General features: G+C 46.3%; 13 protein-coding genes and 1 tRNA gene. 12 read left to right on the top strand and 2 right to left on the bottom strand.

Annotated elements, in window-relative coordinates; genetic code table 11:
• Nucleotides 1-446: ATP-binding cassette domain-containing protein (locus V7Z60_RS01305; protein ID WP_334115720.1), on the top strand; the 446-nt coding region annotated here is incomplete at its 5' end.
• Between the two features lie 53 nt (nucleotides 447-499).
• Here the strand turns inward: V7Z60_RS01305 and clpP are convergent.
• Both clpP and V7Z60_RS01295 read right to left on the bottom strand, forming a co-directional pair.
• Complete coding sequence (clpP, locus tag V7Z60_RS01300) at nucleotides 500-1,144, bottom strand: ATP-dependent Clp endopeptidase proteolytic subunit ClpP (protein WP_334115719.1); 645 nt, start codon at nucleotides 1,142-1,144, stop codon at nucleotides 500-502.
• Nucleotides 1,145-1,350: 206 nt separating this feature from the next.
• Nucleotides 1,351-1,422: transfer RNA gene (locus V7Z60_RS01295), tRNA-Arg, on the bottom strand.
• A 66-nt stretch (nucleotides 1,423-1,488) separates the two neighbouring features.
• Here V7Z60_RS01295 and rpoN point away from each other — a divergent pair.
• The 11 genes from rpoN to V7Z60_RS01240 all read left to right on the top strand — a co-directional run bounded on the left by rpoN (nucleotide 1,489) and on the right by V7Z60_RS01240 (nucleotide 15,071).
• Nucleotides 1,489-2,802, top strand: coding sequence for an RNA polymerase factor sigma-54 (gene rpoN / locus V7Z60_RS01290; RefSeq protein WP_334115718.1), 1,314 nt, complete (start codon nucleotides 1,489-1,491; stop codon nucleotides 2,800-2,802).
• 342 nt (nucleotides 2,803-3,144) lie between these two features.
• Entirely contained in the window at nucleotides 3,145-4,176 is a 1,032-nt protein-coding gene (locus tag V7Z60_RS01285) for a sugar-binding transcriptional regulator (RefSeq protein ID WP_334115717.1), read from the top strand.
• A 67-nt stretch (nucleotides 4,177-4,243) separates the two neighbouring features.
• A complete protein-coding gene (gap, locus tag V7Z60_RS01280; protein ID WP_022280756.1) occupies nucleotides 4,244-5,257 on the top strand; it encodes a type I glyceraldehyde-3-phosphate dehydrogenase in 1,014 nt (337 codons plus the stop codon).
• Nucleotides 5,258-5,381: 124 nt separating this feature from the next.
• The gene (locus tag V7Z60_RS01275) at nucleotides 5,382-6,587 is read left to right on the top strand and encodes a phosphoglycerate kinase (protein ID WP_334115716.1); all 1,206 of its coding nucleotides are present in this window, start codon (nucleotides 5,382-5,384) and stop codon (nucleotides 6,585-6,587) included.
• A 57-nt stretch (nucleotides 6,588-6,644) separates the two neighbouring features.
• Nucleotides 6,645-7,400 carry a triose-phosphate isomerase gene (tpiA, locus tag V7Z60_RS01270; protein ID WP_014073171.1) on the top strand — a complete coding sequence of 252 codons (756 nt, stop codon included), beginning with the start codon at nucleotides 6,645-6,647 and terminating at the stop codon, nucleotides 7,398-7,400.
• A gap of 110 nt (nucleotides 7,401-7,510) precedes the next feature.
• A complete protein-coding gene (eno, locus tag V7Z60_RS01265) occupies nucleotides 7,511-8,836 on the top strand; it encodes a phosphopyruvate hydratase (protein ID WP_003692594.1) in 1,326 nt (441 codons plus the stop codon).
• Nucleotides 8,837-8,959: 123 nt separating this feature from the next.
• Nucleotides 8,960-10,507: a ClC family H(+)/Cl(-) exchange transporter gene (locus V7Z60_RS01260; protein ID WP_334115715.1), complete on the top strand. Its 1,548-nt coding sequence runs from the start codon at nucleotides 8,960-8,962 to the stop codon at nucleotides 10,505-10,507.
• 73 nt (nucleotides 10,508-10,580) lie between these two features.
• Nucleotides 10,581-10,817, top strand: a complete 237-nt coding sequence (gene secG, locus V7Z60_RS01255) for a preprotein translocase subunit SecG (RefSeq protein WP_003692598.1) — start codon at nucleotides 10,581-10,583, stop codon at nucleotides 10,815-10,817.
• Nucleotides 10,818-10,912: 95 nt separating this feature from the next.
• On the top strand, nucleotides 10,913-13,288 hold the full coding sequence (rnr, locus tag V7Z60_RS01250) for a ribonuclease R (RefSeq protein WP_334115714.1): 2,376 nt from the start codon (nucleotides 10,913-10,915) through the stop codon (nucleotides 13,286-13,288).
• Nucleotides 13,289-13,303: 15 nt separating this feature from the next.
• Nucleotides 13,304-13,774: an SsrA-binding protein SmpB gene (gene smpB, locus V7Z60_RS01245; RefSeq protein WP_334115713.1), complete on the top strand. Its 471-nt coding sequence runs from the start codon at nucleotides 13,304-13,306 to the stop codon at nucleotides 13,772-13,774.
• Nucleotides 13,775-13,979: 205 nt separating this feature from the next.
• Nucleotides 13,980-15,071 (top strand): 3D domain-containing protein, encoded by a 1,092-nt coding sequence (locus V7Z60_RS01240; RefSeq protein ID WP_334115712.1) that lies wholly within the window; start codon nucleotides 13,980-13,982, stop codon nucleotides 15,069-15,071.
• Nucleotides 15,072-15,152 lie beyond the last annotated feature (81 nt).

Raw genomic sequence — 15,152 nt, 5'->3', positions numbered from 1 at the left:
GTCGCAGTCTTGACAAATACAGTGTCCCTGACCTTTGGGGAAGTCGTTTTTCGTTTGTTTTCCAGAACTATTTTCTGCTGGATGACAGGAGCGTGGAAGAAAATCTGCGGCTTGCGGACAGGAGGGCTGACAGACGTAAAATGGCAGAGGTTCTTGAGAAGGTCGGACTGGCAGAGGATGTCTTGAACAGGAAGGTGCCTGAGCTGAGCGGCGGAGAAAAGCAACGTGCGGGAATTGCCCGCGCGCTGCTCAAGCCCTTTGACATACTGATTGCAGATGAGCCGACGGGCAATCTTGACCGTCAGAATGCCCGTGCAGTAAGGGAGATAATGAGAAGGTTGAGTGATGAGGGGAAGACCGTCATCGTCGTTTCACATGACGACAGCTTCCTGGACGTTGCCGACCGGAGACTGCTGCTTGAGGACGGGAGACTGAAGTCCGTCTGAAGACATGAAAAGAGGCCATGCCCGGATGAGCATGGCCTCTTTTCATGTCTTGACTACTTGAGCTTCTTCTTGTTCTTCATGATGCCGTCGATGAGACCATAGTCCACGGCCTGCTGAGCCGTCATGAAGTTGTCGCGTTCCGTATCCTTGTTGATTGTTTCGATGTCCTGACCGGAATGATCTGCCAGAATCTGGTTGATCAACTTGCGCGTCTTCAGGATGTGCTCTGCGGCAATCTGAATCTCGGTTGACTGGCCCTGTGCACCGCCAAGAGGCTGGTGAATCATGATTTCCGAGTTCGGAAGGGCGAAGCGCTTGCCCTTTGCGCCTGCCGTTGAAAGGACTGAGGCCATTGAAGCGGCCATGCCCATGACAATTGTCTGAACGTCGGCGTTGACGAAGTTCATCGTGTCATAGATGGCAAGACCGGCGGAAACTGATCCGCCCGGCGAGTTGATGTACATGTAGATGTCCTTTTCAGAATCCTGGGCATCAAGGAAGAGAAGCTGTGCGATGACGGCATTTGCCATGTCGTCCGTTACTTCACCTGAAACCATGATGATGCGGTCCTTCAAAAGACGTGAATAGATGTCATAGGCGCGTTCGCCCTGTGCGGACTGTTCGATGACTGTAGGAACTAAGTTCATATTGAAAGCCTCCTGATTGTTAAACTGACTATGTAATAGTTTATCACTCAACTGTTTGTATTGCTAGTTTAACTCATAGGTCAAAAATGGTCAAATCATATGCACCTGAAAAACAGAAAAAATTTTCAACCGGCCGCAGACTATGCTGACCTTCAGCAGTGGGAGTAATAGAAAAGGCGCTTCAGAAAGACGTTTCTGAAGCACCCTGAATAAAAAAGATTTGACAATTCATTGTGAAAGCGTTCTAATAATAATTATGCACCACCTGGGAGTCGAACCCAGATTACAAGAACCGGAATCTTGCGTGCGATCCATTACACTAGCGGTGCGTACCTATATATTTTAGTCTAATATCTTATGAATTACAAGAATATTTTTTGAAAGAAGGTGAGTTTTTGGACTTGAAACAAGGATTGGGCCAACAGCAAAGGCAGATTCAGAAACTGGCAATGACACAGCAGATGCAGCAGTCAATTCGAATTTTAAAGTACGGCTCCGAAGACCTGCGTAATTTTCTTGCAGACGTCGAACTTGAAAATCCGTTCATGATTGTCAATGAGCCGCGTTCATATATGACAGGCGGGCTTGATCATCAGGGAGAGCATGACATTGCAGAATTTGCGGTGGAGAAGAAATCTCAGTCACTGTTCGATTATCTGATGGATCAGGTGAGGCTGACGATGAGAAAGACGCCAATCAGGGACATGGTTGTTTATTTTATTTCTCAGCTTGATCAAAACGGATATTTAAGAGCTGATCTGGAAAAGCTGTCAAGGGAAAAAGGCATTGACAAGGTACTGATGCTTGATGCGCTTACGCTTCTGCAGCAGCTCGATCCTCCCGGAACAGGGGCCAGGAACTTGCAGGAGTGCTTGATTCTGCAGGTTCAATATGACAGTTCTGCACCGTTGAATGCAGAGAAAATCCTCAAAGAGGATTTTGAAGACTTTACAAACCGCAAGTGGTCGAAAATAGCTGAAAAGCACTGCATTTCAATTGGAGAGGTGCAGAAGATTCTTGATTACGTCCAGACTCTGACGCCTGCGCCGGGGGCAATCTATGATCAAAGCGAAGTCGGTTATATCGAGCCCGATCTGGTTGTCGAAAAGAAGTCTGACGGAAGCCTTGAAGTCAAATTGACCAAAGAGGGCAATCCGGAGATTCGCTTTAAGACGGAGTATTATGAAAGCTTGAAAAACAGTTCTGACAAGCATGTTTTGGATTATCTGAAAGAAAAGCGGCACGAATTCGAGAGGATTCAGGAAGACGTCCTGATGCGCGGAAGCACGCTGCTTCGATTGGGGCGCCTGATTGTTGAGCGTCAGCATGACTTCTTTGCCGAAGTCAATCGGCCTCTAAAGCCTTTTCTGCTGCGTGATGCGGCCCGGAAACTGCAGCTTCACGAGTCAACGGTCAGCAGGGCTGTCAGCGGAAAGTACCTGTTATATGAGGGAAAGGTCATGGAACTGAAGGCGTTCTTTTCCCATGCTGTTTCCTGTGCGGGAGAAAACGGTGAAGACGTAAGCGCTGATGAGATTCAGCAGAAGATCCGCCTGATTGTTGAAAAGGAAGACAAGAAACACCCCTTGTCCGATCAGAAAATCGTGGATAAGATGAAGGAAGAGGGGCTGAAAGTGTCCCGCCGGACGCTTGCAAAATACAGAGAGCAGCTTGGCATTCCGGCATCAAGTTTTCGCAGGCGTCATTGAGTTTTTTGAAATATTTCGATTGTTCCAAATATGGGCCTGATTTTAAATGTTAGCATGCAGTAAGTTCGAAGATATCTGTTTTAAATGCATGAGATAATTTTAAATGTTCGTAAAAAACGGTGAAACACTTGTCTGGATAAGTGTTTTTCCGTTTTTTTATTTGATTTGAACATGTTTGAGGCTTGCAAATTGTAAGGGTAACTGATATAATTCAAGGTGTGATTGAGGTATGAGAACAATTCAGAATGATATAATTGTTGTTGTACTTTTTTTCTTTAGCTTACTGGGTCGCAAATTGACACCATTGGACGTTATACGTCCCGCAGGAAAGAGAGACTTAAAATGCACCAAGAGATAGAATGGATCGAAGCAATCGTTCCAGATATGATCGAGGTCATGAGCAGGCGTTACACGATATTGAAGAATGTTGCGTGGCAGGAGCCGGTTGGACGCAGATCATTGGCACAGACCTTGGGCATGAGTGAAAGAGTCTTGCGGACGGAAACGGATCTTCTGCGCAAGTACGAATTGATTTCTTCGACTAAATCGGGAATGATTCTCACGGACAAGGGTCATAAGACAATCCTGGGATTGTCGGCTTTTATGGATTCGCTTTTAGGAATTCAGCAATTGGAAAAGGAACTCAGCAAGAAGCTTGGCATTGAGCGTTGCCTGGTTGTTCCCGGCAACTGCGATGACAACGGCAAGGTTGTTGATGCCATGGGAAAGACAGTCACGGACACTTTGAAGACTTTGCTTCCGCTCGGGAAGAACATCATCGCCGCGATGGGCGGGACAACGATGGCACGCGTTGCGACGTGCCTGACATCCGAAGTCGCAGAAGGGCGTGAGTTGCTGTTTGTCCCTGCCAGAGGCGGTGTCGGCGAAAGAGTCGATATTCAAGCAAATAACGTTTGTGCTCAGATGGCGCTTTGCACTGGTGGAAGTCACCGGTCGCTCTATGTGCCAGAGCAGGTAAGCGAGACGACTTTCAAGACTCTTTTGAAAGAGCCGGCGGTTCAGGATGTCGTTGAACTGATTGAGCATAGCAATGCAGTTTTGCATAGCATCGGTGAGGCCTTGCATATGGCCCACCGCCGCTCGATGAGTGATGAGCAGATTGATCTGCTGAAGAGTCGCAGGGCTGTCGGAGAAGCTTTCGGGTATTTCTTCGATGAAGACGGCAAGGTGGTTTATAAAATACCGCGTGTCGGGCTGCAGCTCAGGGATCTTGCTTCGATGAATTGCATAATTGCCGTTGCCGGAGGCGTTTCAAAAGCCAAGGCGATTGCGGCATATATGCACCACGCACCGAGTCAGACGTATCTGGTAACTGACGAAGGTGCCGCAAAGACGATTTTAAAAGGGCAGTGAATTTCACTACAGGGATTTGTTGCTTTTTAAAATAAATTTTTATTTCCTAAAGGAGGAAATTTTAGTTATGACTACTAAAGTAGGTATTAATGGTTTTGGCCGTATCGGTCGTTTGGCATTCCGTCGTATTGCTGAAACATCTAAGGATTTGGAAGTTGTTGCCATCAACGACTTGACATCTCCAGCAATGTTGGCACACTTGTTGAAGTACGATACAGCTCATGGTAACTTTGCTGGCGAAGTTTCCGCTACAGAACATGCACTTGTTGTTAACGGCAAGGAAATCCCTGTATACGCAGAAGCAGACGCAAACAACATTCCTTGGGTTAAGAACGATGGCGTAGACTTGGTTCTTGAATCAACAGGTTTCTACACATCCCCAGAAAAGGCACAAGCACACATCAATGCCGGTGCCAAGAAGGTTCTTGTTTCAGCTCCAGCTGGCGACATGAAGACAATCGTTTACGGTGTTAACGATGATACATTGGCTCCAGAAGACAAGATCGTTTCTGCTGCTTCATGTACAACAAACTGCTTGGCACCTCTTGCAAAGGCTGTTAACGATGCATTCGGCATCAAGGCTGGTACAATGACAACAATCCATGCCTACACAGCTACACAAAAGCTTCAAGATGGTCCAGACCGCAAGGGTAACGTACGCAACGCTCGTGCTGCTGCTCAAAACACGATTCCTCACTCAACAGGTGCTGCAAAGGCTATCGGCAAGGTTGTTCCTGAATTGAACGGCAAACTTGACGGCCATGCACAACGTGTTCCTGTTATCACAGGTTCATTGACAGAATTGGTTGCTACACTTGGCAAGGAAGTAACAGCTGACGAAGTCAATGCAGCCGTAAAGAAGGTTACGGAAAACAACGCTTCCTTCGGTTACAATGCTGACGGCATCGTATCTTCAGACATCATCGGCACAACATTTGGCTCTGTATTTGACCCAACACAAACACAAGTTGTTGGCGAAGGCGACGGCCAAGTTGTTAAGGTTGTTGCATGGTACGACAACGAATCTGGCTTTACAGCACAAATGATCCGTACATTGGAAAAATTTGCAAGCATGCTTTAATAAGCTAGCTTAGGCTAAAATCATTAACTTGCTTTTGCAGGTTGTTTGAGGCGGGGGGAGGCAACTCCTCTCGCCTTTTATTATATATAGGTTTATCTATCAAAATTTTTGGAGGTTTTCTTTCATGGCTAAACTTACAGTTGAAGACTTAAAAGACCTTGAAGGCAAGAAAGTCTTAATCCGTGTTGACTTTAATGTTCCTATCAAGGACGGCGTTATCGGTGATGACAACCGTATGGTTGCTGCTTTGCCGACAATCAAGTACATTACGGAAAAGGGCGGCAAGGCTGTCCTGTTCTCACACCTTGGTCGTGTGAAGACTGAAGAAGACAAGGCAAACTTGTCTTTGAAACCAGTTGCAGAACACCTGGCAGACCTTTTGGGCAAGCCTGTAACATTCGTGCCTGTTACGCGCGGTGCACAATTGGAAGATGCAATTGCCAACATGAACAACGGCGACGTTATCCTTGTTGAAAATACACGTTTTGAAGATCTTGACGGCAAGAAGGAATCCGGCAATGATCCTGAACTTGGTCAGTACTGGGCATCTCTTGGCGATGTGTTCGTAAACGATGCCTTCGGTACGGCACACCGTTCACATGCTTCCAACGTTGGTATTTCCGAAGCAATGAAGGCAAATGGCAAGGATGCCGTTGCAGGCTACCTTTTGGAAAAGGAAATCAAGTTCCTGGGCGATGCCGTTGACAACCCTGTACGTCCATTTGTTGCCATCCTGGGCGGTTCAAAGGTATCTTCAAAGATCGGCGTCATCAACCACCTTCTTGAAAAGGCCGACAAGGTTATCGTCGGCGGTGGCATGACATATACGTTCTACAAGGCAAAGGGCATTGCTGTCGGCAGTTCTCTTGTTGAAGACGATAAGGTTGAATTGGCCAAGGAACTTATCGAAAAGGCCGGCGACAAGCTTGTGTTGCCAGTAGACAACGTTGTTGCAGACAAGTTTGCAAACGATGCTGAATACAAGACGGTTGAAGGTGACATTCCTGACGGCTACATGGCACTTGATGTCGGCGAAAAGTCTGTTGAATTGTTCAAGGAAACGTTGAAGGATGCCAAGACCGTTGTCTGGAACGGACCTATGGGCGTCTTCGAAATGCCTAACTTTGCAAAGGGCACGCTCGCATTGGGCGAATTCTTAGCTACGCTTTCAGATGCAACGACAATCGTTGGTGGTGGCGACTCAGTTGCTGCTGCAAAGCAACTCGGCATCGCTGACAAGCTTTCACACGTTTCTACTGGTGGCGGTTCTTCTCTTGAATACCTTGAAGGCAAGACATTGCCTGCCATTGCAGTACTTTCTGAAAAATAATTTTGAATCTTTTGTCGAATGCGCTTCGGCAATAATTTCCTGAAAGGATGATTATAAGTGCGTACACCAATTCTTGCAGGTAACTGGAAAATGAACATGAATCCTGAAGAAACAGCTGAATTCGTAAAGGCTGTCAAGGATCAGTTGCCAGCATCTTCTGAAGTTGAATCCGTTATTGCTGCTCCTGCAGTTGACCTTCCCGCATTGCTTGAAAATGCCAAGGGCTCTGAATTAAAAGTAGCTGCTGAAAACTGCTATTTTGAAGACAAGGGTGCCTTCACTGGTGAAACTTCTCCTAAAGTTTTGAAGGAAATGGGCGTTGATTACGTAATCATCGGCCACTCCGAACGTCGTGATTATTTCCACGAAACAGATGAAGACATCAACAAGAAGGCAAAGGCAATCTTTGCCAACGGCATGACACCTATCATCTGCTGCGGCGAAACGTTGGAAACACGTGAAGCCGGCAAGGCGGAAGAATGGGTTGAAGGCCAGATCAAGGCTGCCCTGGAAGGCTTGACGGCTGACCAAGTTGCCAGTCTGGTCATTGCTTACGAACCAATCTGGGCAATCGGCACAGGCAAGACGGCTACGGCTGACCAGGCTGAAGAAATTTGCGCAGTAATTCGCAAGACGGTTGCAGATCTTTATGATCAAACAGTTGCAGACAAGGTTCGCATCCAATACGGTGGATCCGTAAAGCCTGCCAACGTTAAGGAACTTATGGCTAAGGAAGACATCGATGGCGGTCTTGTCGGCGGTGCTTCACTCGTTCCTGAATCATATTTGCAATTGGTTCATTTCAAGGACTAATAATTTGACGTCACAGCGTAAAATTGTTTGCAACTGTGGCTAAAAACAGATAAAATAACACTGAAGACAGTTTGTCTCAAGTCAATTAACTTAAAGGAGAGTAATAACTCATGTCTGCAATTACAGAAATTTATGCTCGCGAAGTTTTGGACTCACGTGGCAATCCAACAGTTGAAGCTGAAGTTTATACGGAAGCTGGTGCATTTGGTCGTGGAATCGTTCCTTCTGGTGCTTCCACAGGCGAACACGAAGCTGTTGAATTGCGTGACGGTGACAAGTCTCGCTTCATGGGCAAGGGCGTTACAAAGGCCGTTGCTAATGTAAACAACGTTATCGCAAAGGAAATCGTTGGCTACGAAGTAACGGACCAAGTTGCCATCGATAAGGCTATGATCGCATTGGACGGCACGCCTAACAAGGGCAAGCTCGGTGCCAACGCCATCCTGGCTGTTTCTATCGCTTGCGCACGTGCTGCTGCTGACGAATTGCAAGTACCTTTGTACAACTACTTGGGCGGCTTCAATGCTCACGTATTGCCAACACCAATGATGAACGTCATCAACGGTGGTGCACACTCTGACAACAAGGTTGACTTCCAGGAATTCATGATCATGCCTGTTGGTGCCAAGTCAGTCAAGGAAGCTATCCGCATGGGTTCTGAAACGTTCCATAACTTGAAGAACTTGCTTGCTGCTGACGGCAAGGAAACTTCTGTTGGTGACGAAGGTGGTTTCGCACCTGACTTTGCCAACAACGAAGAACCTCTTCAATACTTGATCAAGGCTATCGAAGCTGCTGGTTACAAGCCAGGCAAGGATGTTTCCATCGCCATCGACGTTGCTTCTTCAGAACTTTGGGATGCAGAAAAGGGCAAGTATGTTCTTCGCTGGTCAACAAAGGAAGAATTCACAACGGAAGAATTCATCAAGTATCTTGAAGGCTTGGTTGCCAAGTACCCAATCATCTCAATCGAAGATCCTATCGATGAAAACAACTGGGATGACTGGAAGACGATTACGGCTGAACTTGGCAAGAAGGTTCAACTTGTTGGTGACGACTTCTTCGTTACGAACACACAATACCTTGCAAAGGGTATCCGCATGGGTTGCGCAAACTCAATCTTGATCAAGCTTAACCAAATCGGTACTTTGACAGAAACTGTCGAAGCCATCGAAATGGCTAAGGAAGCTGGCTACACGGCTATCGTTTCACACCGTTCAGGCGAAACGGAAGATACAACGATTGCTGATCTTGTCGTTGCTACAAACGCCGGCCAAATCAAGACAGGTTCTATGAGCCGTACAGATCGTATTGCCAAGTACAACCAATTGATGAGAATCGAAGATCAATTGACAGAAAACGTTGCTCAATACAAGGGTATCCAATCCTTCTACAACTTGAGCGAACAAGCACGTCAAGCAATCGAAGAAAAATAATTAGTTGATTGACTAATCAGGATTAATGATCCGCGAAACAAGGGACCTTATTTTAAGGTTCCTTGTTTTGTTTGTACATATTTTTGAAGCAGCATTGACTGCTTCGATAGATGGGGGATTTTTATGGAAACTCTTCAATTGGATAAGACGCGGTTTCATTTTATTTGGCGTGGTGCAGTTGTCGGAGTCATTGCCGGTTTTGTCATCAGTTTATTCAGACTGTGCATTGAAAATATGCTGAGGGTTGTTAAAATCGTATTTTCTGCAGGGTTTGAAAAGCCGACCTGGATGCTGCTGCTTTTTTTGTTTTTTATCGCTGTCTGGCTGGTAAATGCAAAATTCATTAAGGATGAACCAAACATCAGCGGTTCCGGCATCCCTCAAGTTGAAGGGCAGCTTGAAGGAGAACTTGAACTGAGTTGGAAGTCAATTCTTTTCCGAAAGTGGATTGGCGGAGTTCTTTCGATTGGATCCGGTCTTTTTCTTGGAAGAGAAGGCCCGTCAATTCAGCTTGGGGCGGCAGTTGGACAAGGCTTTGGCGAAAAGACCAGACTTAAGGGAACGGGATTACGCGTGATGATTGCCGGTGGTGCGGCAGCGGGCTTGTCATCTGCGTTCAACGCTCCGATTGCGGCGTCACTGTTTGTGACCGAAGAGATTTATCATAATTTCTCTCCATTGATTTGGACAACGGCGTTATCAGCCTCTGTGACGGCTAATCTTGTGTCGCTTTATTTCTTTGGAATGACGCCCGTGCTTCACATGGCATACAGCCATACGCTTCCTTTGTGGCAGTACTTCCATTTGATTATCTTGGGAATTTTCCTGGGGTTGTCAGGCCTCGTTTATGACAAATTCACTTTGGGAGTTCCCAAGGTTTATAATAAAATCTTCAAATTTCCGCGATGGCTTCATGGAATCGTTCCGTTGATTATTCTTGTTCCAATCGGTCTCTTGTTTCCTTCGACTCTTGGAGGCGGAAATTCGCTCATTATAGCATTGGGAAGTCATCCGACGACGACAACGATTTTTCTCGGGCTTTTCATTTTACGGTTGCTGTTTTCGACCGTGTCATTTGGTTCCGGGCTTCCGGGCGGGATTTTCCTGCCGATTCTGTCGCTCGGTGCAATTTTAGGCGGACTTTACGGCTCGTTTATGGCTGATATCGGGCTGATGCCCAGAATATACGTCGTCAACTTCATAATTTATGCCATGGCAGGCTATTTTGCCTGCATTTCAAAGGCTCCGTTCACGGCAATTTTGCTGGTAACCGAAATGGTCGGGTCGATCAAGCACCTGATGCCGTTAGCCGTTGTCGCACTTGTTGCATATACGGTCGTTGACCTGCTTCGGGGTGAGCCGATCTATGCGGCAATGCTTGATGATATTCTGAAAAAATCCAAGAATGCCAAAGTTCATGGCGATTTTAAGGATCGCTTGGAAATTCCGGTTTTTGTCGGTTCGTTCTTGCAGGATAAGCAGGTCAGAGACATCAATTGGCCAGAAGAATCGCTGTTGATTTCAATCAGACGAGGCGAAAGGGAACTTTTGCCACACGGAGATACGGTGATCAGAAGCGGGGACACGCTGGTTGTGCTTGTCTCTCATTCAGAGCGCTCGAGAATCAGAAGGGCGATTGATGCCAATGCCTTTGAGCAAAATAATAATTAACTGGAAAAATTATGAAATATATGCTAAATTAGAGTAGATGTAGTTTACCAAAGCGGGTAAGGAGGGTACCCTGTTGTACAATACGCTCTTAACACTGTTAATGATTGATTCTGTTTTGATCATTATTTCTGTCATGATGCAGCCTGCTAAGACAGATAATGCATCGACGGCATTATCCGGTGGTGCTGCTGACCTTTTCAGCAAGCAAAAGCCGCGCGGATTTGAAGCATTCATGCAAAAAGTTACCACTGTTTTAGGAATCGTATTCTTCGCTTTAGCATTAGCGTTGGTTTACATTTCTTCACACTAACTGAGAGTTGGCTCCCTGCGTAATATTAGGTTATCAGGGAGTTTTTTTAATCTAAAAAATGAAAATAACAATAAAAAACGAAAACGAGGAAGTCAATGGAAAAAGAGAAGATTATTGAAAAATTACTGGCACGCTTCAAAGAGTGTCCAGGTCAGGAATTTACGGTACGTGAATTAGCTGAAGGACTTAAGATGAATGACAGCGTGTCATTCAAATTTGTCGTTCAGGCAATTGCGCAAATGGAACATGACAAGCAGATTACTTTGAATCAAAACGGGGCATTCACATTGGCCCAGGATAATTCATTGCCAAAATTCACGGGTATTTTCCATGCCAATGACCGCGGCTTTGGATTTGTCACGGTTGATCCGGAACAACCGGACTTTTTCATCAATCCGACTCAAACCTTATCGGCTCTTAATGGTGATGAAGTTGAAGTTGAGATGCTGACTCCCGGCGATGAGGCTTCAGGCAAGCGGCCGGACGGGAAAGTCGTTGCGATTGTCGAGCATAATTTGACGCAGGTCGTCGGCTCGTTTTTTGTCGATCCCGATGCAACTTATCCGGCAGGAATCCTTGGTGAGATTCATCTTAAGGACAAGAAACTGTCCTCATATCGTTTCCTGTTGGAAGACAGCGGGCTGCATCCCGTTGAAGGCGAAGTCGTTCTGGCTGATATTACGGCTTATCCCGATCCGCACGTTCCCGGCATCTTAAAGGGAGTGGCAGTTAAAGTCATCGGAAACGTCAACGATCCTGGCATCGATATTCTGCAAATCGTTTATCAGCACAAGATACCTTCTGAGTTTCCTGAAGAGGTCATGGAGCAGGTAGCTGGAATTCCTGACCATGTCACGGAAGAAGAGATGAAGGGGCGTCGCGATATTCGCGATCAAAAACTCGTTACGATTGATGCAATCGAGTCAAAGGACTTGGATGATGCAGTAACTGCTTGGAAATTGCCGAACGGAAACTATCATTTAGGTGTCCATATTGCTGACGTTTCTCATTATGTCACGCCCGGGACCCCGCTTGACGATGAGGCATTTTCGCGCGGAACCTCCGTGTATTTGACGGATCGGGTGATTCCAATGCTTCCGGCCAAACTGTCAAACGGAATCTGCTCGCTTAATCCAAAGGTGGACCGCCTGGCCCTTTCGTGCGATATGGAAATTACTCCTGAAGGCGAAGTCATTGCGCATGAAATTTATCCAAGCGTCATCAAGACAACGGAACGAATGACTTATATTGCCATCAACAAGATTCTTGAATCGCATGATGAAAAGACGATGGAAAGATATAAGGATCTTGTGCCGATGTTTGAAACGATGGGCGAATTGCATAAGATTCTGCTCAAAATGCGTAAAAGACGCGGTGCCATCGAATTTGAAGAAAATGAAGCAAAGATCATCGTTGACGAAAAAGGTCACGCAGTCGACATCGAGCTTCGCGAACGCGGAACAAGCGAACGCATGGTTGAATCGTTCATGCTTGCGGCAAATGAAACTGTTGCCGCACACTTCAACAAGGCAGATGTGCCGTTTCTTTACCGCATTCATGAAACGCCAAAGGAAGAAAAAATCAAACGATTCTTTGAGTTGTTGTCTGCAATCGGTGTCGAAGCTACGGGGTCAACGCACGATATCACGCCAAAAATGTTGCAGAATATCTTGAAGAAGGTTGCCGGACGCCCGGAAGAAGCCGTTGTTTCGGTTATGTTGCTGCGCTCAATGCAACAGGCAAAATACTCTCCAGAACCGCTTGGACATTTCGGAATTGCCGCAACCGACTATACGCACTTTACGTCTCCAATCAGACGTTATCCTGACCTGATGGTGCATCGCATGGCTCATTATTATGCTGAACATGGACTTTCGGAAGATTCTCAGGCAGTCTTTCGTGACGAGCTTCCGGAAGTCGCAACGCATTGCTCGCAGATGGAGCGCCGTGCAATCGATGCCGAACGTGATACGGATGCAATGAAGAAAGCCGAATACATGGCAGACCACGTAGGCGAAGAATTTGACGCAATGGTCAGTTCGGTAACGAAATTCGGCATGTTCGTTGAATTGGACAATACGGTCGAGGGCTTGATTCATATCAGCGAAATCGGTGATGACTACTATGTTTTTGTCGAAAAGCATATGGCACTGGTCGGACGCAACAAGCACAAGACGTATCGCATCGGTCAGCCTGTGCGCGTAAAATTGCTTGACGTCAACGTTGAACAGAAGGAAATCAATTTTAAGCTTCTTGATTTGGACAAGGCACCGACCTCTGATCTGCTTGAAGGCGTTGAACTTCCTGAACTGCCGCCTCGTCGTCAGGGAAATCGCGATAACCGCCGTCATGGCAAGGATGATCACAAACGTGGCGGAAAACGCTCTGGATTTGACAAGAAGAAGGATTACAGGAAAGGCAACAAGCCGTATTATAAGGGCGGTCGAAACAATAACAAGCGTCGCAAATAGAAAGGTCTGGTTCGGATGGCTGGAAAGAATAGCGAAAAACAACGTCCGTTGGCTCAAAACAAAAAAGCAGGACATGACTACAATATTTTGGAAACCGTTGAAGCGGGAATCGTGTTGACGGGAACCGAAATCAAATCCGTTCGCGAAGGTCGCGTGACCCTGAAGGACGGGTTCGCTCAAATCAAAAACGGCGAGGCCTGGCTTGAAAACGTGCATATTTCGGAGTATACCGCAGGCAATCGGTTTAATCACGATCCTTTGCGCAGACGCAAACTGTTGCTTCATAAAAAGCAGATTGTTCAACTCGGACAGAAAACCAGTGCAAAGGGCGTGACGCTCGTTCCGCTCAAAGTCTATCTCAAAAATGGCTTTGCCAAGGTTCTGATCGGCGTGGCAACCGGCAAACATGAGTATGACAAGCGTGAAACAATCAAGCGCCGTGATCAGGAACGTGAGATTCAGCGAACGCTCAAGAATTTCAAATAATTTTTCGTACGCATAGAAATTCAACGCTATGCGTATTTTTTATACGGTCATCAGCGTCGAATCAAGTGATAAAAGGTGACATCTTAAGTTTTTTGTTACACTTGTGTAACATTACTGCATTTAGCAATCTCATTGTAATTAAAGTGTCACATCATTCATCAGAATACACGTTATACTTGATTAAAGTAAAGGGGCTGTTATATAGATGAAAATAAAAAAAGCAGTATTGCTGGTTTTGATTTCCATTTTGTTCAATCTTCAGGCAGCAGCAGTTGTCGGATTATGCGATTCGGTCGCTGACATTCAAGCAAAACAAGAATCGGTCAGGAAACAGCTCGACCAAAATTCAAACGAATTGTCTGGAAAAATGGATGAAATCAACCAAGTTTATCAAAAGCTTTCAGATTTGGAAGGAAAGAAGAAGGAAACTGAGCAACGGATTGCACAGACGCAGACAAAGCTGCAACAGGCGCAGCAGGAAAAAGAGAATCGAGTCAAGGATGCCAAGGAACGTCTTTGTGAACTTCAAAAGCGCCAGGGAACCAATACGAGTCTTTCGATTCTTGAGAAGTCGACAAGCTTGACGCAGTGGTTAAGAAGCATGATTGCCCTGCAACGTCTGCAGAGCGTGTATAATGACAGTCTGGCTGCCGTTAAGCAAAGCATTGCAGATATTTCGCAGGCAAAGGAGCAGCTGCAGGGATACCAGGCGGATCTTGCTTCACAGGAACGCCAGGTCAATGATCAAAAAGCAGTGCTTGATTCGCAGATGTCGGATTTAAAGAAGAAAATTGCTGACGGACAAAGCGAAATGAATAAGCTGGCGGATCGTGAACAACAGGCGAAAGCCATGGAAGAGGCACAGAAGAAGGCAGCTGAAGAAGAAGCTCAAAAGCAAAAACAGCAGCAGGAACAGACAAGCCAAAAACAGCAGGTTCAGCAAACATCGACGAAAACGATTGACAATTCTGAGTCTGCAGCTTCTGCAGCCTCTGCAGGTAACGTTTCGGGTTCAAAGACGCTGACAATGTCAGCAACGGCTTATTCGACCGAAACCAATGGAATGGGCACTTATTCCGCAACAGGGATCAACCTCAAGCAGCATCCAAGCTGCGTTGCAGTTGACCCAAGCGTCATTCCTCTCGGGAGCATTATCTGGGTTTCAGGTTACGGAGTTTCTGTTGCCGGAGACACGGGTACGGCAATTAAGGGCAACGTCATCGACTTGCACTTCGCAACGGTTGCCCAGTCGATGGCATGGGGCCGTCGGACGGTAACGGTTAAGATTTTGAATTAGTTAAAATAAAAAAGTCTCGCAAGACCGCGAGACTTTTTTTGTCATGGGAATCGGCGAACGTCGACCATTTCCGTGTTGATT

The sequence above is a fragment of the Ligilactobacillus sp. genome (assembly GCF_036846325.1).
Lineage (GTDB): Bacteria > Bacillota > Bacilli > Lactobacillales > Lactobacillaceae > Ligilactobacillus.
The sequence above is the reverse complement of the archived record's forward strand: the minus strand, read 5'-3'. Positions and strand labels throughout refer to the sequence as shown.